The following is a 22721-nucleotide window of genomic DNA, read 5'->3' as shown; positions in this document are numbered from 1 at the left end:
TAAATTGGCCGAATGCCGGGAAATCCCGAACTTTCGGGGCTGGGGCCACCATTGGAGCTTTCCCAGCTGAATATATTGCCGCGTCTGCTTTCCATGAAAAAACTTGTAATCCCCGTTGTCGGCGCCATTTGCCTGCTTCAGCTGTCGTCTTGCCTGAATACGGAGCGCGAAGTGGCGACTTCCCGCAATACCGACCGTCAGTTTACCCCCGGTATGGAGGCCAACCGCGGCCGGGTAAGCGAGCGGACCGTGCTGCGGACGGTCAATGCCAGCCACAATTTCTCGTCGCTTAAAACCAAGGATACCTTTGTGTTGCAGCTGCGTGGGCCCAAAATTGCCTCTTCGCAGGCCCATTTCATCGTTCTCAACAGCGCCGGCGACACCCTGCGCCAGGAAGTGATGCCGGCTACGGCCCTCATCCGCGACCAGGACCTGACCGACCCGCAGGCGGCCACGGTGCGCGACAAGGAAATTGCCATCCTGCAGGGCATGAACAGCTTCTTCCGCGACGACCGGTTTGTGCAGCCCGCCGTGCCCAAAACGGGCGTGCAGCCCGAAAACGTAGATGCGCAGTCGTGGTCGTCGGTGAAAGCCGATAGCCGCGCCATCGGCTTCGACTACCCCTCGGCCGACGGCCGGGAGCGTCGTCTGGCCTACTCCAAATCCCTGAAACGAGCCGTAGTTATTGCCGAATAATTTCTCGTTCAACCCCAACAGAAAGCGCCGCCGGAGCTAATCCGGCGGCGCTTTCTGTTGGGGTTGAACGAGGGTAGTCAAACGAAGAAAACAACCAAAACAGGCTTCTGTAATCCCCGAAACCCGTTTCGTCCCTAATCCCTAATCCCTAACGCTTGGTGTGAGTTAAAAACTAGCCACTAGCTCCCCTCCTTGGAAAGGAGGGGCTGGGGGTGGTTGATGGCACCTGAACGATAACTAGAGCTAGTTTCTAGCTTCCGTTCAACGTGCATCAACCACCCCCAGCCCCTCCTTTCCAAGGAGGGGAGCTAGTTTTTTAGCTGCTAACTCTAACTCACACCAAGCGTTCTAATCCCTAATCTACGGCATGACAAACGCCATATCGAAGCTGACGATGTTGGCGGTGAAGTTGGTGTTGCGCTGGTAGTAGGCGTAGCGCAGGTCGATGGATTTGAACCTGGCGATGCGGCGGCCGCCCTGGCCGTTGCCGAACGGCGTTTTGAAGCGGCTGAGGCCGTACACCGGCGAGTAGCGCAGCCCCAGGCCGTACTTGTTGGCCGCAAAGCCCGACAGGTCGTAGTCGGAGGTGTAGAACTCGTCGGTGAGTGAGTGCTGGGCGTAGGGCGCGAAGTATCTGGCGGCCGTTTGGTGGTGGTAGCGGTAGAAGGGGTAGAGCACGAAAAAGGGCGTCAGCTTGAGCGGCGTTTCCAGCTCGAAGGTGTGGGCCATGATGCCGAAGTTGTCGTTGTAGAAGCGGTAGAAGCCGCGCAGCTGGATGAAATCGGAGGCGAAGTAGCTGGCCCGCAGCGCCACCGGGTACTTAAAGCGCTGCTGGGGCAGCTGCTCCACGCGGGGCAGGTCGGGGGCCGAATCGCGGAAGTACACGCGGTGGAAGGGCGTGCTCAGCAGCCCGTGCTGGTACACCAGCTCGGTGCTCAGGGCCACTTGCAGGCGCTGATTTACCACCTGCGAGTACACCAGCGACAGGTTGTAGCTCTGGCGCTTGTTGGTGGGTACCAGCTGCTGGCCGGTGCGCAGCTCGATGGGGTAGATGAGCTTGGCCTGGTCGATATACACCTGGCCGGCGGCGCTGAACTGGCGGTTGCCGTCGCGCGAGGTTTTGGCCACCGAGCCCACCACGTTCACCGAGAAGTAGTCGTACTCGGTTGAGACGCCCGCGCCGATGCCCAGCACGCGCCGCTTCGCCCGGTTTTCGCGCGAGTAGCCCAAATCGGCGTGGTAGCGGGTGTCGTGGGCCGAGGGGGTGGAGAGGTAGTAGCCCTGCACGCCGTCGATGCGGTCGGTGGAGGCCGAGGCGTAGAAGTCGGCCCCGATGTTGGCGGTGAGGCGGCTGACGGTATCGAGCGGGATGTTGAGGATGATGGTGGGCGTGACGTCGGTGAGGTACTCGGTGCCGCGCCCGCCCTGCACGGCCCCGTGGGTACCGTCCTGCTGGTAGTAGCTGCCCAGGATGTTCAGCTCGGTTTCGCCCACCGCGGCGCTGGCCGCATTGGTCTGGGGCGTGAGCGGCACCCCGGAGCCGTCGAGGCGGTTGGGCGTAACGCCGCCCTGCGCCCAGGCCAGCCCCGGCAGCAGCACCCCGCAGGCCACCAGCCGCAACCGCTGGAATAATGCTCTCTCAGTAAACTTCAAACACATACAGAAACCGAAAAAATTACCCCAAAACGCCCCCGCGTACCGTTTCTCACTTCTCACTTCTAATTACAACCGCAGCCGCCCCCCACTTTGCCGCCGTTGGCCCCGCCGGCGCCTTCGCGGTACGACTCGAAGTTGGTTTCGTACACCTCCACTTTCTTGTTGGCCAGCTTCATGTCCTCATCGTTGAGATACACCTTCTGGTAGGCCGCCACCGACACGCAGCCCCCGAGGCTGCCCGCCGCCAGCAGCAGGCCCGCCAAGCCCAGCAGGGGGCGGCGCAGACGAATAAAAGGCAGGGAAGTCAGCATGACAAGGCGGTGAAAAAGTGGGCGGTAAAATAGAGGAACGGGTCGGTGCACTGCCGGGCTAAGGCTGAGCAGTCGAAGGCGCCGTTGCGCCGTTGCGGTAGTAGTTGACCTGCATGTTCTTGGAAACCAGCGTGCGGTTGTCGTCGGTAATCAGGGTGCAGTCGACGCCTTTGAGCTGGTTGATGAAGGCCAGACCTTCCACCGGGCCTTTTACGAAGACCACTTCATCGAGGCAGTCGGCCAGCTCCACATCGGAGCAGATGATGGTGACCGAGCGCAGGCCGGTAGCGGGCAGGCCGGTAGCGGGGTTGATGATGTGGCCGTACACCTGGCCGCCCGAGGTGAAATACTGCTCGTAGTTGCCGGCCGTTACCACGGCCACGTCGGTTACCTGCACCCAACTGGAGAGGCTGCCGGGGTGGTCGGGGTCGCCGATGGCCACGCGCCAGAGCGAGCCGTCGGCCTGCCGGCCCCAGCACAGGATGTCGCCCGAGCCGTTGAGCAGGCCGCCTTTGATGCCCAGCTTATCGAGCACCTGCCGGGCCCGCCGGATGCCGTAGCCCTGGAGCACGCCGGCTAGGTTCAGGCGTATGCCTTTCTCCTGAAGCATCACGGTGCGGCGCACCGGGTCGAGCAGCACGTGGCGGTAGTTGATGCGGGCCACGGCGGCGCGGCGCACGGCCTCGGGCGGCAGCGGGTGCTCCTGCCGGTCGAAGCGGTAGATTTTATCGGCCGAGGCAAACGTGATATCGAAGGCGCCGCCGCTCAGGGCCGAAATCCGTAAGGTGCGCGCAATCAGCTCGTACACCTCCGCATCCACCACCACCGGCTGCAAACCGGCGGCGCGGTTTATTTGCGTGATTTGGGAGGTGGAATCCCAAAACGACATGAGCCGGTCGATGCGGCGGGTTTCGGCCACGGCGGCATTCAGGGCCCGGTGGCCCAGCGAATCACTGTCAACTACTACCGTGTAGGTGAAGTGGGAGCCCATCAGGTGGGCTTCCTGGGTGACGTTGCGCAGGGGGCCCGGCCCGGCCCAAACCAGGCGGGGCAGCAAACAGCAGAGGCAAAGCAGCAGCAGGCGCATCGGGGCAGGGAAACAGGTGGGTTAGCGGGCCAGCAGGGCGTTGAGGTGGGCCTCGTAGGCGGCCTCGCCGCCGGGCCGGTAGCCGGTTTTGGCCAGCAGCTTGCCTTCGGGCGAAATCAGTACCACCAGCGGGAAGGCGCCTTCCTGGTTGAATTTGGCCGCCGCCAGCTCGTTTTGCTTTACCTGCTCGGCGGGCAGCTTGTTTTTCTTGCTGCGCGGGAAATCGAACCGGGCCAGCACAAACTTGTCGCGGGCAAACTGCGCGAAGGCGGGCTGGTCGAAGACTTCCTGCTTAAGCATGATGCAGGGCTTGCACCAGTCGGAGCCCGAAAAAACGGCCAGCACGGGCCGGTTGGTGGCCTTGGCCTGCTGCATGGCCGCATCCAGGGTTGTTACCCAGGCATCGGCGGGCCGGGCCGGGGTGGTAGTCGTTTGCGCGAAACCGGCCGGCGCCGCGCCTACCTCAGTCAGGAACAAAGCCGCTGCTAAAAGGAAAACGCGCATATCAAGCGAATGGAAGAGGTGAGCCGCAGGGAGCGGAGCCACATACGAGAAAACGGCCTGTCCGGGGCAAAATAAAACGCGGAATAGCTTCCGAAAAAGCCATCCCGCGTTCTTACTCCAATCACCAGCTCAAACGTACGGGGGCATGCATGAAGGCTAAATGAAGAAACACCGGCGTTGTTCATTTTAGTTGCTGGTTTTCCGTTGAACAAAGCTGAAAAGAACGCATGAGATGCCCCAGATCCTAAAAGAAGAACTCACCCAAAAACCACCGGCTCACAGCACCCAACCCGTGCGGCCGCTGGCCTGGCGCACGAGGCGGTAGGCCCCGAACTCGCCCAGCACGGCCACGGCTGTCTGGGCCGGTAGGGCCGCCACGGCGGGCGCCCCGGGCAGCGGGAAGGACCGTAGCTCGGCTTCGGCCGCCAGCTTCTCGCGGCGCAGCGGAGCGGCGGGGCGCACGGCCGGGGCGGGCACGAAGCCGCTACTGCCACCGGGCAGCTGCACCCGTAGCCAGCCGGGCACGGTGCCCAGCACCAGCAGGGGAGAGGTGCGCTCGGCCGTGCGGCCCGCCAGGGTGGCGGCCGAAGTGGCCGGTGCCCGGCGCAACGGCAGCCGTGGGGCGCGGGCCCGCACGTACTGGCCCAACTCGGTTGGTAGTTTTTTGGGCGTGGCGGCGGGCGCATCGGCTCCGCGCACGAAGGGCAGCGGGTCGAGGGCGCCGTTGCGGTACACGCCAAAGTGCAGGTGCGGCGGGGTGGTGCGGGCGTTGCCGGTGTTGCCTACCAGCCCCAGCGTGTCGCCCAATTGCACGCGCTGGCCGGGCTGCACCAGCTGCCGGTCGAGGTGCGCGTAGTAGAGGTGGGCATTGAAACCGGAAGCCGAGAGCCACACCACCCGGCCGCCCAGCGGGGTTTCCTGCACCCGCGTAACGACGCCGGCCGCGGCGGCCACGGCGGGCGTGCCGCGGGGCGCAAAAATATCCACGCCCTCGTGGCGGCGGGCCCCGCCGTCGCGCCCCGCCCCCCAGAACGAGCCGATGGCCTTATCGGACTTGCCCTGCACCGGAAAGCTCAGGCTAGGCTCGCGGCGGATGCTGAGCGTGTAGCGGCCGCCGCGCAGCAGCTCAGGCTGCACCCGCAGCAGGTGCCGGCGGTCGGTTTCGGCCACGTAGCGAAACGAGAGGCTGGCCGTATCGGCCGAGAGCAGGAGGCGGGGCATGGGCTGGTCGGGGCGCAGCTCGAAGGCATCGAGGAACACGCGGGGCGGGGTGGTGCCGGGCGCCAGCGTAAGGCTGACCAGGATGGCCTCGCCTGCCCGCACGCTATAGCGCAAGCCCAGCGCCACGGCCCGGTCAGAAGGGAAAAAGCCTGATTCGTGGTAGGGCAGCTGCACCGTCAGCGAGTCGTGCAGGGCCTGGTCGGCGGCCCGGAGCCAGTCGCGGCCCAGGGCCGTTTCGGCGAGTCCCGCCTGGCGCAGGCGGCGGGCGTAGGTTTCGTGGGGCGTGGTTGGCTCGAACAGGCCGCGCAGGGTCTGGGTCTGGCTACAGGCGCTCAGCAGGGCAAGCAACAACAGAAAAGGCAGGGCGCGAAGGCGGTGCGGCATCAAACGGGCGGGCGGCAAAGGCGGGAGGGTAACGGCAGTGCCTGCCTAAACCTCAAAACGTGCCGGGTAGTTCGGTTGGGGAACGAAACGCCGGGGGCTTGTTGCGGCAGCAGAAGTAGCCGGCAAGCCGTAAGTTTACTGCGCCGACTCCCACCCTTGTATCTGCGCTATGCCCGCTTCCTCGTCTGCCGCTGCTCCCGGTGTTTCTACCGCCGACGACCTGATTGCGCTGCTCGACGTGTCGCCGGCCGCTATGGGCCTGCTGCGGCCGCTGCATGCGCCCGGCACCCACCCGGCCGAGTTCACCGACCTGGCCTTCGACTACCTCAACCCGGCCGCGCAGCAGGTTATCGGGCTGCCGGCCCGGCCCGATGCCACCTGGCTTACCCGCCTGCCCACCACGGGCTGGCTGCTGGAAGTCTGCCGGACTGCGCTGCAAACGGGCGAGCCGGGCCACTACGAGCTGCCCCCCGCCGGCCCCGACGAGCCCGGCTACCGCCTCACGTTTCGGGCCGTGAGCGACGGGCGCCTGTTGATGGGCTGCGGGGTAGATGTGGCGATGAGTCCGGGGGGGCTGGTGGCGCGCATGCGCCAGCTGGCCACCGAATCGGGCGAGCTGCGGCGGCAGCTGGCGCAGGCCGAAACGGCTGCCCAGGCCCATGAATGGGAGCGGGAAAGCTTCTATCAGGTATTCGAGCAGACCCCCGTGATTGTGGGCATGCTGCGTGGGCCCCGCCATTTGTTGCAGTACTGCAACCCGGCTTTTCGGGAGCTGTTCCCCGGCCGCGAGCTTACGGGGCACTACTACGCCGATGTTTCGCCCGAAATTGTAGCCCACGGGCTGATAGCCGAACTGGATGCCGTGTACGCCACGGGCCGCACGTTTTATGGCACCGAGTTGCCGGTTTCCACGGCTTCGCCCACCTCGCCGGTTCCGCAGCAGCGCTACTTCGATTTCAGTTACCAGCCCTACCGCGTAAACAACGTTATCGTGGGCGTGTCCATCTTCGCCTACGACGTAACCGGGCAGGTGCTCTCGCGCCAGCTCCGCGAAGAGCAGCAGCAGCAGCTGGTGGCCTTGTTCGACCAGTCGCCGGTGGCCATCTGCCTGTTTCGGGGCTCCGACTACGTGCTGGAAATCGTGAACTCGCTGATGCTCGATATTCTGCAACGGCCGCTGGAAAAACTGCTGAGCCAGCCGTTTGCCGCAGCCCTGCCCGAGCTGGCCGAGCAGGGGCTGGTGCTGGTGCTCGATGAGGTGCGCACCAGCGGCCAGGCCTACGTGGTGCAGGAAAAAGCCCTGCGGCTGGCGCACCACGGCCCCGAAGAAACGGGCTACTACAATTTCGTGTACGAACCGCTACGCGACGGCGAGGGGCAGCTGACGGGCATTGTATGCGTGGCCACCGAGGTAACCGAGCAGGTGCTGGCCCGCCAGCAGCTGAGCCTGACCAACGAGCGGCTGCTGCTGGCCAACCAGCAGCTCACCTACACCAACGCCGACCTCGACAACTTTATCTACACGGCTTCCCACGACCTGAAAGCGCCCATCAGCAACATCGAAGCCCTGGTGACGGCCCTGCGCGAAGACCTGCTGCTGCCGCCCCCGGCCCAGACCGATGTGCCGGCCCTGCTCGACCTGATGCAGGATGCGGTGGAGCGCTTCAAACGGACTATCGACCAGCTCACCGACATTACCAAGCTCCAGAAGGCCCACGCCAGCCAGCTGGCCCCGCTCAGGATGGCTGCGATTGTTGAAGACGTGCGCCTCGACCTGGCCCCTGAATTGGTGGCGGCCGGCGGTGAGCTGCTTGTGGACGTGCCCGCCGACCTGACGGTGGTTTTTGCCGAAAAGAACCTGCGCTCTATCGTTTATAACCTGCTCAGCAACGCCATCAAGTACCGCCACCCGGCCCGCCCGGTGCAGGTGGCGCTCCGGGCCCGGCGCACTACGGGCGGGGTAACGCTGGAAGTGCGCGACAATGGCCTGGGCCTGACGCCGGCCCAGCAGCCCCGGGTGTTCGACATGTTCCAGCGCCTGCACGACCACGTGGAGGGCTCCGGGCTGGGGCTGTACATGGTGAAGAAGATTCTCGACAACGCCGGCGGGCGGGTGGAGCTAAGCAGTGAACCCGGCGTCGGCTCGGTTTTTTCCGTAGAGCTACCCACCTGAGCCCGCTTTTCTCAGAGAACTGACTTTCCGGTTCTGTCGGCTCTTTTCTGCCCCGTTCTGCCCTTTATGCTGCCTGCCATTCTGCTCGTCGACGACGACCCGACCACCAACTTTCTCAGTACCCGCCTGCTCAACCGCCTGGGGGTTAGCGAGGAAATTGTGGTGGCCCTCAACGGCGCCGAGGCGCTCGGACAGTTGCAGCAGCGCTGCCCCGCCACGGCCGACGCCGCCTGCCCGGCCCTGGTGCTGCTCGATGTGAACATGCCCGTAATGGATGGGTTTGAGTTTCTGGAGGCCTACCAGCAGCTGCCCGCCGAAACGCGCCAGCACACGGTTATCGTGATGCTGACAACTTCCATGCTGGCCACCGACCGGCAGCGGGCCGAGCAGCTGCCGGTAGCCGGCTTCCTGACCAAACCCCTGACCCGCGAGAAGCTGGCGGCCATTCTCCAGCAGCATTTCGGCCTGGTTTTACCTGAATGAGAAGTGCGCCATCAGAAGTGCGAAGCGAGATATTCGCCGCTAACTTCTGGTTGCTCACTTCTCAGTTCTGACCTCTCACCTCTCACCTCTATAGTATGCTCTACCTCACCGAATGCCCGCGCGACGCCATGCAGGGCTGGCCCACCTTCATCCCGACCACCGATAAAATCGACTACCTCAACGCCCTGCTCAAGGTAGGCTTCAGCACCCTCGATTTCGGCTCCTTCGTCTCGCCCAAGGCCATTCCGCAGCTCGCCGACACGGCCGAGGTGCTCGAAGGCCTGGATTTGAGCCAGTCGGGCACTATGTTGCTGGCCATTGTGGCCAACCTGCGCGGCGCCGAAACGGCGGCCAGCCACCCGCAAATCCGCTACATCGGCTTTCCGCTGTCGGTGTCGGAAACATTCCAGCAGCGCAACACCAACAAAAGCATTGTCCAGGCCCTCGATGATGTGGCCCGGATGCAGGACATCTGCGCCCGCACCGGCCAGCAGCAGGTGGTGTACCTGAGCATGGGCTTCGGCAACCCCTACGGCGACGCCTGGAGCCCGGCCGTGCTGGGCGAGTTCACCCAGAAGCTCGATGGGCTGGGCGTGAGCATCGTGGCCCTGTCCGACACCATCGGGGCCAGCACGCCGGCCACCATCGGCCCGGCTTTCCGCGAGCTGACGGCCGCTTACCCTAATATCCGTTTTGGGGCCCACCTGCACACCACGCCCGACACCTGGCACGAGAAAGTGGCGGCCGCCTACGAGGCCGGCTGCCGCCACTTCGATGGCGCGTTGGGCGGCTACGGCGGCTGCCCCATGGCCGCCGACGAGCTCACCGGCAACATGCCCACCGAGCGGCTGCTGGAGTTTTCCACCCAGGTTGGCCTGGAGCCCGGCGTGAACCTGGAGGCCCTGGGCGAGGCCGTACGGCTGAATCAGCGCATCTTTGCGGGGCATTAAAGCAAATGCTGTCATCCTGAGCATGTCGCGCATCAAGCGAGGACGAAGGACCTATCCAGAGGCTAATGCTTGATGTTGCCTTCTGGATAGGTCCTTCGCAAGCTCAGGATGACAAGTGTTTTCGCCTGCTCAACCGTTCTGCTACCCCATGCCTGCTCCGCAAGTCGATATCTTCATTCCCTGTTTCGTTGACCAGCTTTTCCCGCACACCGCCATGAACATGGTGAAGGTGCTGGAGGCCGTAGGCTGCGAGGTGCACTACAACGCCAATCAAACCTGCTGCGGGCAGCCGGCCTACAACGCGGGCTACAAAACCGAGAGCTGCGAGGTGGCCCGCAAGTTCCTCACGGATTTCCCCACCGAGCAGGAGCGCTACATTGTGAGCCCCTCGGCCTCCTGCATCGGTATGGTGCGCAACACCTACGCCGACCTGTTCGAGGGCACCCCCGACGCCGGCCGCTACCACGGCGTACAGCGTCGGGCCTTCGAGCTCACCGAGTTTCTGGTCGATGTGCTGGGCATCACCAGCATCCCCGGGGCAAGCCTGAGCGGCAAATACACCTACCACGACTCCTGCGCCGCCCTGCGCGAGTGCGGCATCCGCGAGGCCCCGCGCCAGCTGCTCGACGCCGTGGCAGGCCTGGAGCGCCTCGAAATGGCCGAAACCGAAACCTGCTGCGGCTTCGGCGGCACCTTCGCCGTGAAGTTCGAAGCCATATCAGTAGCCATGGCCGAGCAGAAAGTAGAACATGCCCTGGCCACCGGCGCCGACTACCTCATCAGCACCGACACGAGCTGCCTGATGCACCTCGATGCCTATATCCGCCGCGAGAAAAAGCCGATAAAGACGCTGCATGTGGCCGACGTGCTGGCTAGCGGCTGGTAAATCACTGATTTTCGCTGATTAACCGTGATTTCGCTGATTTCTTGACCGGTCGGTGAGTTGCTGCTTGTTACCCAGCCCCAGAGGGGCGATATATCGGTAGCCAGTGGTAAGTAAAAAGTGCTAAAGCCCCAGCGGGGCGACACCAATCGTACAACGGTCAGTGTCGCCCCGCTGGGGCTCTAGCATTCTTAGGAGCTTTTATCACTACCCATAGTCGCCCCGCTGGGGCTGAATAGCAGTAGTGACTGATGGCTTTTATAGGAGCTTGCCAATCCGTTCGGTCAGGTCGGCCGACGCCTCCAGCAGCGGCAGGCGCACAGCATCGGCGCACAGGCCCTGGGCAGCCAGGACAGCTTTTACGCCCACGGGGTTGCTTTCCTCATACATCAGTGGGTTCAATTCGGCGAAGCCGAACAGCAGCTGGCTGGCCCCGGCAAAGTCGCCGTTGAGGGCGGCGCGGGTCATGGCTGAGAAGCGCTGCGGGAAGGCATTGGCTAGTACCGAGATGATGCCCGCGCCGCCGAAGCTGATGAGCGAAGTCGTTATCATATCGTCGCCCGAAATCAGCAGGAAATCAGCGGGCTTGTGGGCGGCAATGGCGATGCACTGCTCCAGGTTGCCGCTGGCTTCCTTGATGCCGATGATGTTGGGGTGCTGGGCCAGCTCCAGGGTGGTGGCAGCCGTGAGGTTGGAGCTGGTGCGGCCGGGCACGTTGTAGAGCAGCACCGGCAGGGGCGAGGCATCGGCCAGGCGCTGGTAGTGGGCAATAATGCCGCGCTGGCTGGGCTTATTGTAATAGGGCGAGGCCGAGAGTAGCGCGTCGTAGCCGCTTAAATCGGTGCTTTCGAGGCTGCGCACCAGCGCGGCCGTATCGTTGCCGCCCAGGCCGTACACCAGCGGGGCGCGGCCGGCCGTATGCTCCTTGGCTACCCGCCGGATTTCGGTGCGCTCCTCGGTGGTCAGGGTGGGCGATTCGGCGGTGGTACCGTTGATGACGAGGTAATCGGTGCCGTTTTCGAGCTGGAAATCGATGAGGCGGCGCAGGGCCGGATAATCTACGGCGCGGTCGGGGGAGGGCAGAAAGGGCGTAACCAGGGCGACGCCGGTGCCACGGAGTTTGTCCATGCGGGAAATAAGCGGTTGCTTTGTAGTAGGAAGACCGGTGGCAAGATACGGCCGCCGGACCGAAGCTCCACCTGATTTTCTTTCACCGCGTTTCCCCCTGCGGTCCGCCTCTTAGCGGCCCGCACCCCCATCATCCATGAAGTTTACGAAGTACCCCCTGCTGGCCGCCGCGCTGGCAACGCTGGCCACGCTGCCCGCCTGCACCGAAACCAAATCTGCCGCCGGTACCGAAGCCGCTGCCGCCACTGCTGAAATAGCCGCCGACTCGGCCGAAACGGCCAACACACCCACCGCCGGCAACGCTACGGCCGCCAGCCTTAACAATGGCAGCCCGGCCACTATTCCGGCTGGCAAGCGCGCCGATGCCGCCACTATCATCGCCCGTCCCCAGGTGCCCATTCTGTGCTACCACCAGATTCGCGACTGGACGGCCAAGGATTCCAAAGGCGCTAAGGACTACATCATTCCGGTGGCTCAGTTCAAGGCCCAGATGCAGATGCTGGCCGACTCGGGCTACCACGCCATCCTGCCCGACCAGCTCTACGCCTACCTCACCACCGGTGCCCCGCTGCCCAGCAAGCCGGTCATGCTCACCTTCGACGACACCGACCTCGACCAGTTCACGGTGGCCCGCCCCACGCTCGAAAAGCACGGCTTCAAGGCCGTCTACTTCATTATGACCGTGAGCCTGGGCCGCCCCCGCTACATGAGCAAGGCGCAGGTCAAGCAGCTTTCCGACGAGGGCAACGTCATCGGCTCGCACACCTGGGACCACCACAACGTGAAAAAGTACCAGGGCCAGGACTGGGTGACCCAAATCGAGAAGCCCACCAAGCAGCTCGAAGAAATTACGGGCAAGAAAGTCAACTACTTCGCCTACCCCTTCGGCCTCTGGAACCAGGAGGCCATTCCGGAGCTGAAGAAGCGCGGCATGGACGCGGCCTTCATCCTGGCCGAGAAGCGCGACCAGCAGGACCCGCTCTATACCATCCGCCGCATCATCGCCAGCGGCTACTGGAGCCCCCGCACCCTGCACAACAGCATGGTGCAGAGCTTCTAGGCTGAAGTCAAAGGCGTCGGGCCCGGCGTCAACTACCTACCGACCAGCAGTCAGGAAAGAAGCTCCATCAAATATGCAGGCTTTTACTTCGGGATAATGGCTGATAAGATGCCGGGTGGTGGCATGCGGGGTTTGCTGCGTTGGGAGCGGAAGCAGCAGCAAAATTGGTTTGCTGCTTAGCTCGGCGCGTTGGGCCAGCGGCAGGCGCCAGTCGGCGTAGCGGGCAGCAGAACTGGCGCCCTGGGCCGCCGCCTGCCGGCAGTCAACTGCTACCCAGTCAACGTACACCGCGCCGGGGAAATAGGCCGCCAGCGAATCGGGGTGGTTGGGAGTCCAGACCCAGACGGCACTGGTATCGCCGGTGGCCTGGAAACGGGCTACCAGCTGCCGCCAGGCTGTGCGGTAAGCGGTGGGGTTGGTGGCCTTAATGAGGGGGCGTAGCAGCAGCGGCTTGTTGCGCCGGCGGATAAGCTCGATAGCCGGCGTCCAGCCGGCCACTGGCCGGACTACGTCGGTTACTTCCCAGCTTAGCAGCGGAATACTGCCCTGCTTATCAAGCGGCTCCAATGCTTTTTGCAGCCCGGAAGCCGTCGGGACGGCTGGCAGAAATACCTCGGCCAGCCCGGCGGTGGTGGGCTCCAGCCCCGCGCTGCGGTAGCTGGCCAGCACTGGCCGGGCCGCTGATCCTGCCGCGGCCGTGGTCGCGTCTTCCGCGCCTACGCCTACGCGCACTTTGCCCACGCCCGTGCGCGCCCATACCAGCGCCGTAGAGGGGGCCTTCTGGTTGCGCCAGCTCTGCAGCCCGACCGTGAGCAGCGCATGCGCCCCAAACACCAGTGCGGCCATCAGCAGGGCCGCCGTCTGAACCCGCCACAGCAGGGCCGCCCACAGCCGGCCCGTCCAGTTTCTGGCCCAGCCCAGCAGCCGCCGGCCCGGCCGGGGGCCGGTGAGCAGGCGGGTGAAATAGCCGAGCAGGCGGTGCTGGCCCATAAGCACCGCCGCCAGCAGAATGCTGGCATTGGTCAGGGCCATGCCCATCATCAGCAGGGCATAGGGGGTGTGGGTGAAGTAGTGGTTGTAGCGGGCGGCCCCTACGCAAATGCCGGCCGCTATCAGGTTGGGCAGACTGAGCTTCCATTCGTTCCCCAACTCCCCGTCTTTGGGCGTAGGAATGTAGGGTACGCGCACGCGCAGCAGCGTGTACACAAAGCCCAGCAGGTATACCCACCAGGCGCTGATGCGCAACAGCCCACCGGTGAGGTGCAGCCCCTGCTCGTGGGGTTCGCGCAGCCACCGCTGGGCGTTGTAGCGGATCAGCAGCGAAAGCACGAGCACCGGCGTGAGGTGCAGCGCAAATTCGGGCAGCGACAAGTGCCAGGGATATTCCAGCGTCAGGAGCGCCGTTACGGGTACGCTCACATCAATGAGGGTTACAACCCCGGAAAAGAAATAGAGCGGCAGCGTAAGGTAATGAATGCGTTGCCGCCAGGAGAAGCGGGCAAACAGCCGCGGGTACACGTGCAGCAGCAATTCGAAAGCGCCGCGGCTCCACTTCAGCTGCTGGCTGTAGTAGCCTGCCAGCGTGGCGGGCACCAGCCCACGACTCACGATAACGGGTACGTACACCGATTTCCACCCCGCCGCGTGCAGCCGCATGGCCGTGTGCATGTCCTCGGTCAGGCCCGCCGCGTGGCCACCAATGCTGTCGAGGGCTTCGCGGCGGAAGGTGCAGTTGGCCCCGATGGCCTGGGCCGTGTTGTAGGTGTTCATGCCCATCATCAGCGGGCCATAGAAATGGTAGGTCTGCTGGGCCGCGCCCCGGGCAATGAGGCTCTCGGCCTGGTTGCCGTAGGCCTGCACCACCTGCGCGTAGCCGACAGCCGGGTCGGCAAAGTAGGGCAGCACGTGGTCGAGAAAGTCGGGACTGGGCACGTGGTCGGGGTCGAGTACCACGCAAAGCTGACCGGTAGCCTGCTGCAGGGCGTGGTTGATGTTGCCCGCCTTGGCATTGATCTTATGCTGCCGCGTTACGTGCACGACCCCCAGGCGGGCGCACTCGGCCCGCAGCACCGGGTCGTCGCCTTCGTCGCAGAGGTAGCTGGTGTGCGGATACGTAACGGCCTGCATGGCCCGCAGGGTGGCAATAATCATATCGCGGGGCTCCCCAGGGCAGGCCGTCGTGAGCATATCGACGGTGTAAGCGGGCGGCGCGGCAGCGGGCACTACGGGGTGGCTGATGGCCACGTAGTGGTACCACTCGTGCAACATGCGCAGCAGCTTGAACGCCAGCGAAACCACCAGCAGCCAAAACAGCACCGGCGAGCCCACCGGGTTGCTGGTGGCAAACCACCACAGAAAGTAAGCCGTTAGGGCCAGTCCAATAGCGACCAGAACGCGCATCTGCCGGCTTTGGCTTACCAGCGAATAACCCACAACCGGCGCGGGGGGCGCGCAGGGCGGGGGGCGGTGTTCTGCTTCAGCAGAGAAAGCTTGGGTAGGCCGCATCGTAATTCACTGGATAAGTAGGCAGGTGAGAGACCAGCTAAGGACTATTAAGCGAAGTCATTATGCGGGGTATAGAAACGTCCTAGCTGACAGCTCATCGTTGCTGACATTGCGCAATCAAACCGATTGACAGTTGCATGACAAAACGCTGGTTATGGCGTCGCTATGCCATTTTCAACTAACTCAAACAGCTTCTATAGGCTATATGAGTAGGGGAAAAAAAGAACACCGGGCAACCAAGGATAAGTTACAGAGCCTACCCTGGTTATATCCCTTTGGATTTGGATTCAGGAAAACCTAGGGTGTGATCATGGATTAGAATATTTCAAACCTAACTCTTTTTGTTAATAAAAAAAATGGGAATTATCTGTAAAAATGCTAAATTTTCTTAATACTTTTATGATTAAACTGCATCAGCAGCTACTATTTGCCACTTGTCATGCTTTTATGGATCAAGCTTCGAGTGCTGCTGCCGCTCGTTTTAGGGCTGGTTAACTGCGGCGGATCATCTTCGCCACCGCTGCTGCCGCCACCACCGCCGGGAGTGCTGCCCGTGCGCATTGAACGCACGGCGCGGGGGTACGAGCTGCTACGGGACGGCCAGCCTTATTATATCCGTGGAGTAGCGGGCACCCAACAGCTCGATCGGGTGCGGACTCTGGGTGGCAACTCGCTGCGCCTCTACACTACCAACTATGCCGGTACCCTCCTCGACGAGGCCCAGCGGCAGGGCCTGACCGTGATGCTGGGCCTGTGGATGACCCCGGAATACGAGCATTTCGATTACTTCGATCAGGAGAAGGTAGCCCGCCAACGTGCGGAACTACGGGAGCAGGTGCTGCGCTTCCGTCATCATCCGGCGCTGCTTATGTGGAACATCGGCAACGAACTCGACCTGCACATCACCAGCCCGCAAACATTCAAGGTGCTCAACGAAATGGTGCGCATGGTGCACGAGCTGGACCCTTACCATCCCGTAACGACCACCCTGAGCAGCAACGTGGGCAACACAATCCTGGTCCGCCGCTTCTGCCCCGACCTGGACCTGCTAACCATAAACATGTTTGGCCAACTCTCCGATATCGAGGAAAGCATTAAGGCTGCAGGCTGGGTGAAGCCTTACATCGTGGGCGAGTACGGAGCACGCGGCTGGTGGGAGTCGCCCGTTACGTCCTGGCAGGCCCCCATCGACCAGAGCAGCAACGCGAAAGCAGAGTTTATGCGTCTGCGCTACGAGAAGGGCATTCGCAAGCAGCGGCGGCAGTGCCTGGGTAGCTACATTCTCTACTGGGGCCAGCGTCAGGAGCAAACCCCTATGTGGTTTAGCCTGTTCACGGCCAATGGCGAAAAAACGGCGGTCGTCGATGTGGTTCATTCTTTATGGACCGGCCGGCAGGTTGCCAACCGGGCTCCTGCGCTGGCCGACCTGCGCCTGGCCGGCCTTCCTGCCCGGGCCAGCACCCTGCTTCAGCCCGGCCGCCTCTACCGTGCTTCCGTCCGGGCCACCGACCCGGAGCAGGACTCGCTCCGGCTGGTGTGGGAGGTGGTGCCCGAGGTAAACGAGTACATTACTCTGCCCCAGCACCGCACGCCCCCCCAGGCCCTACCTAGTGCTGTGCGCCCGGATGGGCCCCAACGAGCACTCCTGCGCGCCCCAACCCAAAAAGGACCTTATCGCCTGCTGGTAACCGCCTTCGATGGGCATGGTAGCGTCGCTACCCACAGCTTTCCGTTTTATGTGGGACGGCCGACCGCCGAGGAGAGGCTCGACCGCCGCCAAGCAGAGCTGAGCTTTAAAAAAAGAATTCTGCAGCAATAAACCGACTACTGCCCAACCTCAGCAGCTCGCAAATCCGTGTAGGCCCCAGCGTTGATGACGTGCTTAAAGCCTTTCTCCTGCATCAGCACGGCGGTTTTGTTGCTGCGGTTGCCGGAGGCGCAGTACAGCACGTAGGTTTTCTTGGGGTCGAGCTTATGCAATCGCGCGGCCAGGTCGGGGGCGCGGAAGTCGAGGTTGGCAGAGCCGGGCAGATGGCCGGTGGCGTACTCCTCGGGCGTGCGCACATCAAGCAGCACTACATTAGGCTGGCCAAGCGCCTTCTTCACCTCCGCCACGGGCGTTACGGGTACAGTGGCCACCGAAATAGCGCCGGTAACCGGCGGCATAGGCGCCGGGGTGGGAGCGGTAGGCAGAGGCGTTTGTGCCAACAGGGTCAGGGGTGCGAGAGCCAGGGTAGTAATGAGCAGGTGGCGGAGCATAGTAAAGGTTTCAGTGAGAGATGTATAAGACCGCGGCCAGACCAACCCCGTTGCGTTGCGTGGCAGACCCGAGGTGCCTTAGAACAACGAACCCTGCGCGCGAGTGCCCGAATCAGCATCGGGCGGGGTAGCCGCTGCCTCATCAGCGGCGGCGGCTTCGGTTTCGCCGGGCTTCGGCAGCATGGCCAGCAGGTCGGTTTCGCCGATGATGGGCACTTTCAGCTCGGTAGCTTTTTCGCGCTTGGCGGGCCCCATTTTGTCGCCGGCTACCAGAAAGCTGAGCTTCTTGCTGATGCTGCCCGTGACTTTGCCGCCGTGCTGCTGAATCAGGTGCTGCAACTCGTCGCGGCTGTGCTGCTCAAACACGCCCGAGAGCACGAACGTCTGGCCCGCCAGCCGGTCGCTCTGGGGCTGGGGCGCCTCGCCGGTGAGGGCCAGCTGCACCCCGGCGGCCCGCAGGCGGGCTACCAGGTCGAGGTTGGCGGGCTCCTGGAACCAGGCCGCCGCCGACTCGGCAATAACACCGCCCACCTCGGGCACGGCGGCCAGCTCGGGGGCCGTGGCTGCGGCCAGCGCCTCCACGGTGCGGTAGTGGGCGGCCAGCTTCTCGGCCACGGTTTCGCCCACGTAGCGGATGCCCAGCCCAAACAGCACCCGATCAAAGGGCACCTGCTTGCTGGCTTCCAGCCCCGCCACCAAGCGCTGCACCGACTTTTCGCCCAGGCGCTCCAGCTGGGCCAACTCTTCGGCCTTGGCCGGCAGCTCGTAGAGCGAAGCCGCGTCGGTTACCAGGCCCAAGTCGAAGAAGCGGCCCACGGTTTCGGCGCCCAGCCCGTCGATATCCATTGCCTTGCGCGACACAAAATGTTCGAGCTTGGCCTTGAGCTGGGGCGGGCAGCCCCGGTCGTTGGGGCAGCGGAAGTGGGCCTCACCCTCGGGCCGGATGAGCGGCGTGCCGCAGGCCGGGCACTCGGTGGGATACACGATGGGCTGGCTGCCCTCGGGCCGGGCCTCCAGGTCGACGCCCGTTATTTTGGGGATGATTTCGCCGCCTTTCTCCACGAATACCATGTCGCCGATGTGCAAATCGAGGGCGGCAATCTGGTTGGCGTTGTGCAGCGAGGCGCGCTTAACCACGGTGCCGGCCAGCGGTACGGGCTCCAGCATGGCCACGGGCGTAACGGCGCCGGTGCGGCCTACCTGATACTGAACGGCCTGCAAACGGGTACGGCCGGCCTCGGCGGGGTACTTGTAGGCAATGGCCCAGCGGGGGCTTTTCGAGGTATAGCCCAGCAGCTCCTGCTGCCGGAAATCGTCCACCTTGATAACAATGCCGTCGGTGGCTACCGGCAGCTCAAACCGCTTCTTGTCCCACTCGTGCACAAAATCCAGCACCTGCTCAATAGTAGCGCAACGCCGCCAGGTGTCCGACACGGGCAGGCCCCAGGCACTCAGCGCTTCGAGCGCGGAGCTGTGGGTATCGAACTGTGAGCGGCCGGGCATCAGAAACGAGTAGGCGTAGAAGCGCAGCCGGCGGGCGGCCACCTGGGCCGAGTCCTGGAGCTTGAGGGCGCCGCTGGCAGCGTTGCGCGGGTTGGCCAGCAGGGCCTCGCCGTTGGCCTCGCGCTCCTCGTTCAACTCGGCAAAAACGGGTAGCGGCATAAAGATTTCGCCCCGTACTTCGAATCCGGGCGGCCGGGTGGGGCCAGCGGGCCGCAGGTGCAGCGGCAGGTTACGGATGGTGCGCACGTTGTTGGTTACCACGTCGCCGCGGGTGCCGTCGCCGCGCGTAACGCCCTGGGCCAGCTGGTCGTGCTCGTAGGCCAGGCTCATGGCCACGCCGTCGAACTTCAGCTCGCAGACATATTGCATTTCAGCGCCCTCCAGGCCCTTGCGCACTCGCTCGTCGAACTCGCGCAAATCGGCCTCCGAGTAGGTGTTGCCCAAACTCAGCATGGGGTAGCGGTGCTCGGCCGTAGGGAACTGCTTGGTGATGGTGCCGCCTACGCGCTTGGTAGGGGAGTTGGGCCGGGCCAGCCCGGGGTGCTCGGCCTCCAGCCGGGCCAGCTCGGCCAGCAGCGCATCAAACTCCTGGTCGGTTACTTCGGACTGGTCGAGCTGGTAGTACTGGTAGTTGAGGTGGTGCAGCTGCTCGGTAAGGGCAATTATGCGGGCTTCGATATCGGGACTCATAGAGGCAAGGCAGGTTGGGGCCGCAAGCTAAATAGAAAGTCAAAGAGAAAAAGTCAAAAGTAAAAGCCGCTCAACTCCTGCAAAGGCTAGTTGAGCGGCTTTTACTTTTGACTTTTTCTCTTTGACTTTCTCTCAGTCCTGCACCAATACCCCGTCGGCCTCAAAATTCAGCTGCTGCTGGGGCTCGGTGATGGCGGCAATTTCGGCGGCCGACTTGCCGGCGTCCTGGGCGTAGTGCTGCAAATCGGCCACGGGCACGATTTCGCGGTGGGCCCAGCCGTTGATAACGATGGTTTTGCCGCTAATATCCTTGGGTACAAAAAAGGCGTAATCCTTGAACTTGACGCGCATGGCGCGGCCGTCGGCCAGCTTCATGGTCATCCAGCATCCCTTGGCCTGGCACACCTCCTGCACGGAGCCCACCAGCTTCACCTGGGCCGAATCCTGGGTGCCGAGCAGCGTGGGCAGTGCCGACAGGGGCTGGGCACCCTCGCTGGTAATAGTTGCGCCGTAGGTTTTGCCCTGGGCCGACGTGGCAGTTGGCGGGGCGGCCTCAGTAGGGGCAGAGGAGCTGGCCGTAGTTGGGGCTGTTTGCTGACAGGCGCCTAATAGCAGCAGCGCGGCAGGCAGAAGAAGGAGAGGGCGCATAAGCCGGAGAGTGAGAAAAGCGTGACAAAGTCGGAATTTATGACTTTTTGCTCTTATTCTTTTCCTGCTTCACGTCCCCTGCCGTTTTGTCCAGCCCCGTCAGCAGCCGTACCTGGTCCAGGCGGCCCTTCTTGTCATACAGCTCCGACTTTACCAGGCCCACCGTGGGGGCATAATATTCCACTATGCGCACCGTAGTGGCCAGCTTCAGGTCGGCGCGGGCGACGGTGGCAGTTTCCAGTTCGCCTTCTACCTTATAGCATTCGAAAGTGCCGGCCGGCGTTGTAACCGTCTGCCGGCCCGTTACGCGGCGCTTGCCAACATGGGAGTACACCTGCGCAATGTGCACGGCCGAGCTGCGTACATCAACCGAAACGCCGCCCCCGGGCAGCTCTGAACCGATGGTTGGCTGGTTGGGCCAGGCCAGAGGCGTGGGGGAGTAAGTGAGAATCCGGTCCTGGAACGAGCTGAGCTGAGCCGGTTTAAGCTGGTCGAGGCCATCGGTAAAGGCCGTGTCCTGGCGGCAGCGGAAGGTCAGGTCGCGCAGGTAGAGCAGCCGGCCCTTAGTGTCGTAGGCGCCGCTTTTGAGCAGCACGGTGTTGGTGGTCTGGGTCTTCTTCTTGTTCTGCTCGGTGCCCAGGCTCACCACGCGCTGGTGCACGTAGCCCGTGGTTTTGCCCCGGCTGTCCTGCAGCGTAAAGGTGCGGGCCGTGTTGTCGGCCAGGCCGAAGGGGTGGGGGCAGTCGGCGGCCGGGGTAGCGGCCTGGGCGGTAGGAAGCGTTTGGGCCTGTAGGGCAGTGGAGGCCAGCAGGCCGGTGGCCAGGGCCACGAAATAAGTGGGGAACATAGGGAGGAGCGAAATGAGACACCGACCCGGCAAAACCGGCCGCCTGCCCTGCATACGCAGGCCGGCCCGTTTGGATTTTGCCGGGCCCACAACCCCGATTGCAAAAGCCGTGCCCGCCCAAACATGTAACTTGGGCCCCGCAACGGCGTTTGCAGGGTTGCCGGTTGCCGAAGAACTGTCATTCTAAGTGCAGTATGCTCAGAATGACAACCGGTTTCACCCCATCACATCTCACCCATCCCCCTTACATCATGCCTGAACAACCTACTTCCTGGGCCGATACAGCCGCTTCACTGCTTTCCAAGCTTTCGGGCGGGGTCGAGCTGGCCCTGAACTTCGACCAGATGGAGCTGCAGGTACCCAACGCCCAAAACCCCGGCACCCCTACCACCTGGCGGCTCAACGGGGCGCTGCGCATCCGCACCCGGGGCGAAAACCCACCCTCCGGGGCCCTGCCGCCCGCCAACGCTAACTCCAGCTCCGGTACTCTTGGCTAGCGGCCTCGATATTGAGGCGCAGCTGGTGGTGTCGCTCGATGGCGACGAAGTGCAGATAGCGGGCACGGGCGGCTACCTGATTATCAACTTCCCCAGCCAGCGCGTATTCGACAAGATAACGGCCGGCCCGCCCAAAGACCCGCACGCCCCGCCCAAGCCCAAAGGCCCACCCGGCGCCGACCCATTGCAGCAGCTCAACAACCTGGCCCGGCAGCTGGGCCTGGTGCTCGATTTGCGGGTGGCCGGTAAAACCCACGTCACATTCGGGGCCGGAAATAGTCCGAAAATCACCATCAATGCGGTGTTCGGAAAAATCGGCTCCTTTTTTCGCAAGCTGTAAGGACAGGAGGAACATACCGGGAAAACCGGCCCGAAAAACGTACGGATAAAAAGTGCTGCTTCGCGTACGCTGGTAATGGTCCGGCGGGCGGGCACCTGCAGCTGGCCCACCGGAACCAAAGCCCCGCCGATTGGTTTGCACTGCGTATGCCCGCCTGTTTTTCCTGCTCATGAGCTCCGACCACAATTTTCCTAAAAAGGTGGATTCCAACCGCCCGCCTTCCGCCTTTCAGCGCATGGAGCGGGTGCCGCCGCTGCTGATGATGCTTTACGTGGGCCTGGCCGGCATTACGGTGCTGTTCGCGGTGCTGGTGGGGGCCTATGCTTTCACGCACTTCCGGGCCGACGCGGTGAGCGGGGTGTACGGGCTGCCGCGCTTCTTTTCGCTCAGCACCATTGTGCTGCTGGCCAGCAGCTACGTTATTGCCCAGGCCAGCCGCATTTATGCCCACGACGACCTGCCCACCCTGCGCCGCTGCCTGGGGGCTACGCTGCTGCTGAGCTGCGTTTTTGCCGGCCTGCAGGTGCTGGGCTGGCGCGAGCTGATGGCCCATGGCATCTACTTCGATGGCATGGCCAGCGGCACGTTTGTGTACCTGCTTTCGGCCCTGCACGTAGCGCATTTGCTGGGCGGCATGCTGTTTTTGCTGGTGCTGCTGCTACGCACCCACTACGCTTCCACCGATGCCGTGCGCACGCTCGTGTTCATCCGTAACCCCTACCGTCGCCTTCAGTTGCGCATGGTCACCATCTACTGGCACTTCATCGATGCCCTCTGGATTGCCCTGTTCGCGGCGTTTCTGTTTCTGTACTAAGCGCCGCCGGCCCACTGCTGAGCCACAAACCGCCCCCGTTGCCTGCACAGGTAGCGGGGGCGGTTTTTTTGTGGCACCGGGC

21 protein-coding genes are annotated in these 22721 nt (G+C 63.3%); 10 read left to right on the top strand and 11 right to left on the bottom strand.

Annotation, left to right across the window (positions count from 1 at the left end):
* The first annotated feature begins 93 nt into the window (after nt 1-93).
* Nucleotides 94-696: a hypothetical protein gene (locus BMY67_RS08805; protein ID WP_092770561.1), complete on the top strand. Its 603-nt coding sequence runs from the start codon at nt 94-96 to the stop codon at nt 694-696.
* A 360-nt stretch (nt 697-1056) separates the two neighbouring features.
* Here BMY67_RS08805 and BMY67_RS08800 read toward each other — a convergent pair whose 3' ends face one another.
* From BMY67_RS08800 to BMY67_RS08780, 5 genes are all read right to left on the bottom strand, one after another.
* A complete protein-coding gene (locus BMY67_RS08800) occupies nt 1057-2355 on the bottom strand; it encodes a DUF3570 domain-containing protein (RefSeq protein ID WP_092770559.1) in 1299 nt (432 codons plus the stop codon).
* Between the two features lie 59 nt (nt 2356-2414).
* On the bottom strand, nt 2415-2663 hold the full coding sequence (locus BMY67_RS08795; RefSeq protein ID WP_092770557.1) for a DUF4266 domain-containing protein: 249 nt from the start codon (nt 2661-2663) through the stop codon (nt 2415-2417).
* A 58-nt stretch (nt 2664-2721) separates the two neighbouring features.
* Complete coding sequence (locus BMY67_RS08790; RefSeq protein WP_092770555.1) at nt 2722-3750, bottom strand: FAD:protein FMN transferase; 1029 nt, start codon at nt 3748-3750, stop codon at nt 2722-2724.
* Between the two features lie 21 nt (nt 3751-3771).
* Nucleotides 3772-4254: a thioredoxin family protein gene (locus BMY67_RS08785; RefSeq protein WP_092770554.1), complete on the bottom strand. Its 483-nt coding sequence runs from the start codon at nt 4252-4254 to the stop codon at nt 3772-3774.
* Between the two features lie 276 nt (nt 4255-4530).
* Nucleotides 4531-5859, bottom strand: coding sequence for a M23 family metallopeptidase (locus BMY67_RS08780; protein ID WP_092770553.1), 1329 nt, complete (start codon nt 5857-5859; stop codon nt 4531-4533).
* A gap of 169 nt (nt 5860-6028) precedes the next feature.
* Here BMY67_RS08780 and BMY67_RS08775 point away from each other — a divergent pair, with 169 nt between their 5' ends.
* The 4 genes from BMY67_RS08775 to BMY67_RS08760 all read left to right on the top strand — a co-directional run bounded on the left by BMY67_RS08775 (nt 6029) and on the right by BMY67_RS08760 (nt 10351).
* Nucleotides 6029-8032, top strand: a complete 2004-nt coding sequence (locus tag BMY67_RS08775; protein ID WP_092770552.1) for a sensor histidine kinase — start codon at nt 6029-6031, stop codon at nt 8030-8032.
* A 66-nt stretch (nt 8033-8098) separates the two neighbouring features.
* A complete protein-coding gene (locus tag BMY67_RS08770; protein WP_092770550.1) occupies nt 8099-8515 on the top strand; it encodes a response regulator in 417 nt (138 codons plus the stop codon).
* Between the two features lie 95 nt (nt 8516-8610).
* On the top strand, nt 8611-9465 hold the full coding sequence (locus BMY67_RS08765) for a hydroxymethylglutaryl-CoA lyase (RefSeq protein ID WP_092770548.1): 855 nt from the start codon (nt 8611-8613) through the stop codon (nt 9463-9465).
* Between the two features lie 148 nt (nt 9466-9613).
* Complete coding sequence (locus tag BMY67_RS08760; RefSeq protein WP_092770546.1) at nt 9614-10351, top strand: (Fe-S)-binding protein; 738 nt, start codon at nt 9614-9616, stop codon at nt 10349-10351.
* A 255-nt stretch (nt 10352-10606) separates the two neighbouring features.
* Here BMY67_RS08760 and dapA read toward each other — a convergent pair whose 3' ends face one another.
* Nucleotides 10607-11476, bottom strand: coding sequence for a 4-hydroxy-tetrahydrodipicolinate synthase (gene dapA / locus BMY67_RS08755; protein ID WP_092770544.1), 870 nt, complete (start codon nt 11474-11476; stop codon nt 10607-10609).
* Nucleotides 11477-11612: 136 nt separating this feature from the next.
* On the opposite strand from dapA, the gene BMY67_RS08750 reads away from it, so the two are divergent.
* On the top strand, nt 11613-12536 hold the full coding sequence (locus tag BMY67_RS08750; RefSeq protein WP_092770542.1) for a polysaccharide deacetylase family protein: 924 nt from the start codon (nt 11613-11615) through the stop codon (nt 12534-12536).
* Nucleotides 12537-12572: 36 nt separating this feature from the next.
* On the opposite strand, the gene BMY67_RS19325 is transcribed toward BMY67_RS08750, so the two are convergent.
* Complete coding sequence (locus tag BMY67_RS19325; RefSeq protein ID WP_092770540.1) at nt 12573-14936, bottom strand: glycosyltransferase family 2 protein; 2364 nt, start codon at nt 14934-14936, stop codon at nt 12573-12575.
* 544 nt (nt 14937-15480) lie between these two features.
* Between BMY67_RS19325 and BMY67_RS08740 the strand changes: the two genes are divergently transcribed.
* Nucleotides 15481-16860 carry a glycoside hydrolase family 2 TIM barrel-domain containing protein gene (locus BMY67_RS08740; RefSeq protein WP_092770538.1) on the top strand — a complete coding sequence of 460 codons (1380 nt, stop codon included), beginning with the start codon at nt 15481-15483 and terminating at the stop codon, nt 16858-16860.
* Nucleotides 16861-16865: 5 nt separating this feature from the next.
* On the opposite strand, the gene BMY67_RS08735 is transcribed toward BMY67_RS08740, so the two are convergent.
* The 4 genes from BMY67_RS08735 to BMY67_RS08720 all read right to left on the bottom strand — a co-directional run bounded on the left by BMY67_RS08735 (nt 16866) and on the right by BMY67_RS08720 (nt 20988).
* Complete coding sequence (locus BMY67_RS08735; protein ID WP_092770536.1) at nt 16866-17300, bottom strand: rhodanese-like domain-containing protein; 435 nt, start codon at nt 17298-17300, stop codon at nt 16866-16868.
* 78 nt (nt 17301-17378) lie between these two features.
* A complete protein-coding gene (ligA, locus tag BMY67_RS08730) occupies nt 17379-19493 on the bottom strand; it encodes an NAD-dependent DNA ligase LigA (protein ID WP_092770534.1) in 2115 nt (704 codons plus the stop codon).
* Between the two features lie 132 nt (nt 19494-19625).
* A complete protein-coding gene (locus BMY67_RS08725) occupies nt 19626-20141 on the bottom strand; it encodes a DUF4920 domain-containing protein (RefSeq protein WP_092770532.1) in 516 nt (171 codons plus the stop codon).
* Nucleotides 20142-20178: 37 nt separating this feature from the next.
* A complete protein-coding gene (locus tag BMY67_RS08720) occupies nt 20179-20988 on the bottom strand; it encodes a TapB family protein (protein WP_092770530.1) in 810 nt (269 codons plus the stop codon).
* A gap of 251 nt (nt 20989-21239) precedes the next feature.
* Between BMY67_RS08720 and BMY67_RS08715 the strand changes: the two genes are divergently transcribed.
* The 3 genes from BMY67_RS08715 (at nt 21240) to BMY67_RS08705 (ending at nt 22639) form a co-directional block, all read left to right on the top strand.
* Complete coding sequence (locus BMY67_RS08715) at nt 21240-21485, top strand: hypothetical protein (protein WP_092770528.1); 246 nt, start codon at nt 21240-21242, stop codon at nt 21483-21485.
* Nucleotides 21478-21825, top strand: a complete 348-nt coding sequence (locus BMY67_RS08710; protein ID WP_092770526.1) for a hypothetical protein — start codon at nt 21478-21480, stop codon at nt 21823-21825. Before BMY67_RS08715 ends, BMY67_RS08710 begins: the two co-directional genes overlap by 8 nt.
* A gap of 169 nt (nt 21826-21994) precedes the next feature.
* On the top strand, nt 21995-22639 hold the full coding sequence (locus BMY67_RS08705) for a cytochrome c oxidase subunit 3 (protein ID WP_092771635.1): 645 nt from the start codon (nt 21995-21997) through the stop codon (nt 22637-22639).
* Nucleotides 22640-22721: the final 82 nt, after the last annotated feature.

The sequence above is a fragment of the Hymenobacter actinosclerus genome (genome assembly GCF_900111515.1).
Lineage (GTDB): Bacteria > Bacteroidota > Bacteroidia > Cytophagales > Hymenobacteraceae > Hymenobacter > Hymenobacter actinosclerus.
Note: the sequence above shows the minus strand (reverse complement) of the source record. Positions and strands in the feature narration are given on the sequence as shown.

Coding starts and splice junctions, on each gene's coding strand:
- BMY67_RS08805 (WP_092770561.1), top strand. CDS start 94: ATGAAAAAACTTGTAATCCCCGTTGTCGGCGCCATTTGCCTGCTTCAG.
- BMY67_RS08800 (WP_092770559.1), bottom strand. CDS start 2,355: ATGTGTTTGAAGTTTACTGAGAGAGCATTATTCCAGCGGTTGCGGCTG.
- BMY67_RS08795 (WP_092770557.1), bottom strand. CDS start 2,663: ATGCTGACTTCCCTGCCTTTTATTCGTCTGCGCCGCCCCCTGCTGGGC.
- BMY67_RS08790 (WP_092770555.1), bottom strand. CDS start 3,750: ATGCGCCTGCTGCTGCTTTGCCTCTGCTGTTTGCTGCCCCGCCTGGTT.
- BMY67_RS08785 (WP_092770554.1), bottom strand. CDS start 4,254: ATGCGCGTTTTCCTTTTAGCAGCGGCTTTGTTCCTGACTGAGGTAGGC.
- BMY67_RS08780 (WP_092770553.1), bottom strand. CDS start 5,859: ATGCCGCACCGCCTTCGCGCCCTGCCTTTTCTGTTGTTGCTTGCCCTG.
- BMY67_RS08775 (WP_092770552.1), top strand. CDS start 6,029: ATGCCCGCTTCCTCGTCTGCCGCTGCTCCCGGTGTTTCTACCGCCGAC.
- BMY67_RS08770 (WP_092770550.1), top strand. CDS start 8,099: ATGCTGCCTGCCATTCTGCTCGTCGACGACGACCCGACCACCAACTTT.
- BMY67_RS08765 (WP_092770548.1), top strand. CDS start 8,611: ATGCTCTACCTCACCGAATGCCCGCGCGACGCCATGCAGGGCTGGCCC.
- BMY67_RS08760 (WP_092770546.1), top strand. CDS start 9,614: ATGCCTGCTCCGCAAGTCGATATCTTCATTCCCTGTTTCGTTGACCAG.
- dapA (WP_092770544.1), bottom strand. CDS start 11,476: ATGGACAAACTCCGTGGCACCGGCGTCGCCCTGGTTACGCCCTTTCTG.
- BMY67_RS08750 (WP_092770542.1), top strand. CDS start 11,613: ATGAAGTTTACGAAGTACCCCCTGCTGGCCGCCGCGCTGGCAACGCTG.
- BMY67_RS19325 (WP_092770540.1), bottom strand. CDS start 14,936: ATGCGCGTTCTGGTCGCTATTGGACTGGCCCTAACGGCTTACTTTCTG.
- BMY67_RS08740 (WP_092770538.1), top strand. CDS start 15,481: ATGCTTTTATGGATCAAGCTTCGAGTGCTGCTGCCGCTCGTTTTAGGG.
- BMY67_RS08735 (WP_092770536.1), bottom strand. CDS start 17,300: ATGCTCCGCCACCTGCTCATTACTACCCTGGCTCTCGCACCCCTGACC.
- ligA (WP_092770534.1), bottom strand. CDS start 19,493: ATGAGTCCCGATATCGAAGCCCGCATAATTGCCCTTACCGAGCAGCTG.
- BMY67_RS08725 (WP_092770532.1), bottom strand. CDS start 20,141: ATGCGCCCTCTCCTTCTTCTGCCTGCCGCGCTGCTGCTATTAGGCGCC.
- BMY67_RS08720 (WP_092770530.1), bottom strand. CDS start 20,988: ATGTTCCCCACTTATTTCGTGGCCCTGGCCACCGGCCTGCTGGCCTCC.
- BMY67_RS08715 (WP_092770528.1), top strand. CDS start 21,240: ATGCCTGAACAACCTACTTCCTGGGCCGATACAGCCGCTTCACTGCTT.
- BMY67_RS08705 (WP_092771635.1), top strand. CDS start 21,995: ATGAGCTCCGACCACAATTTTCCTAAAAAGGTGGATTCCAACCGCCCG.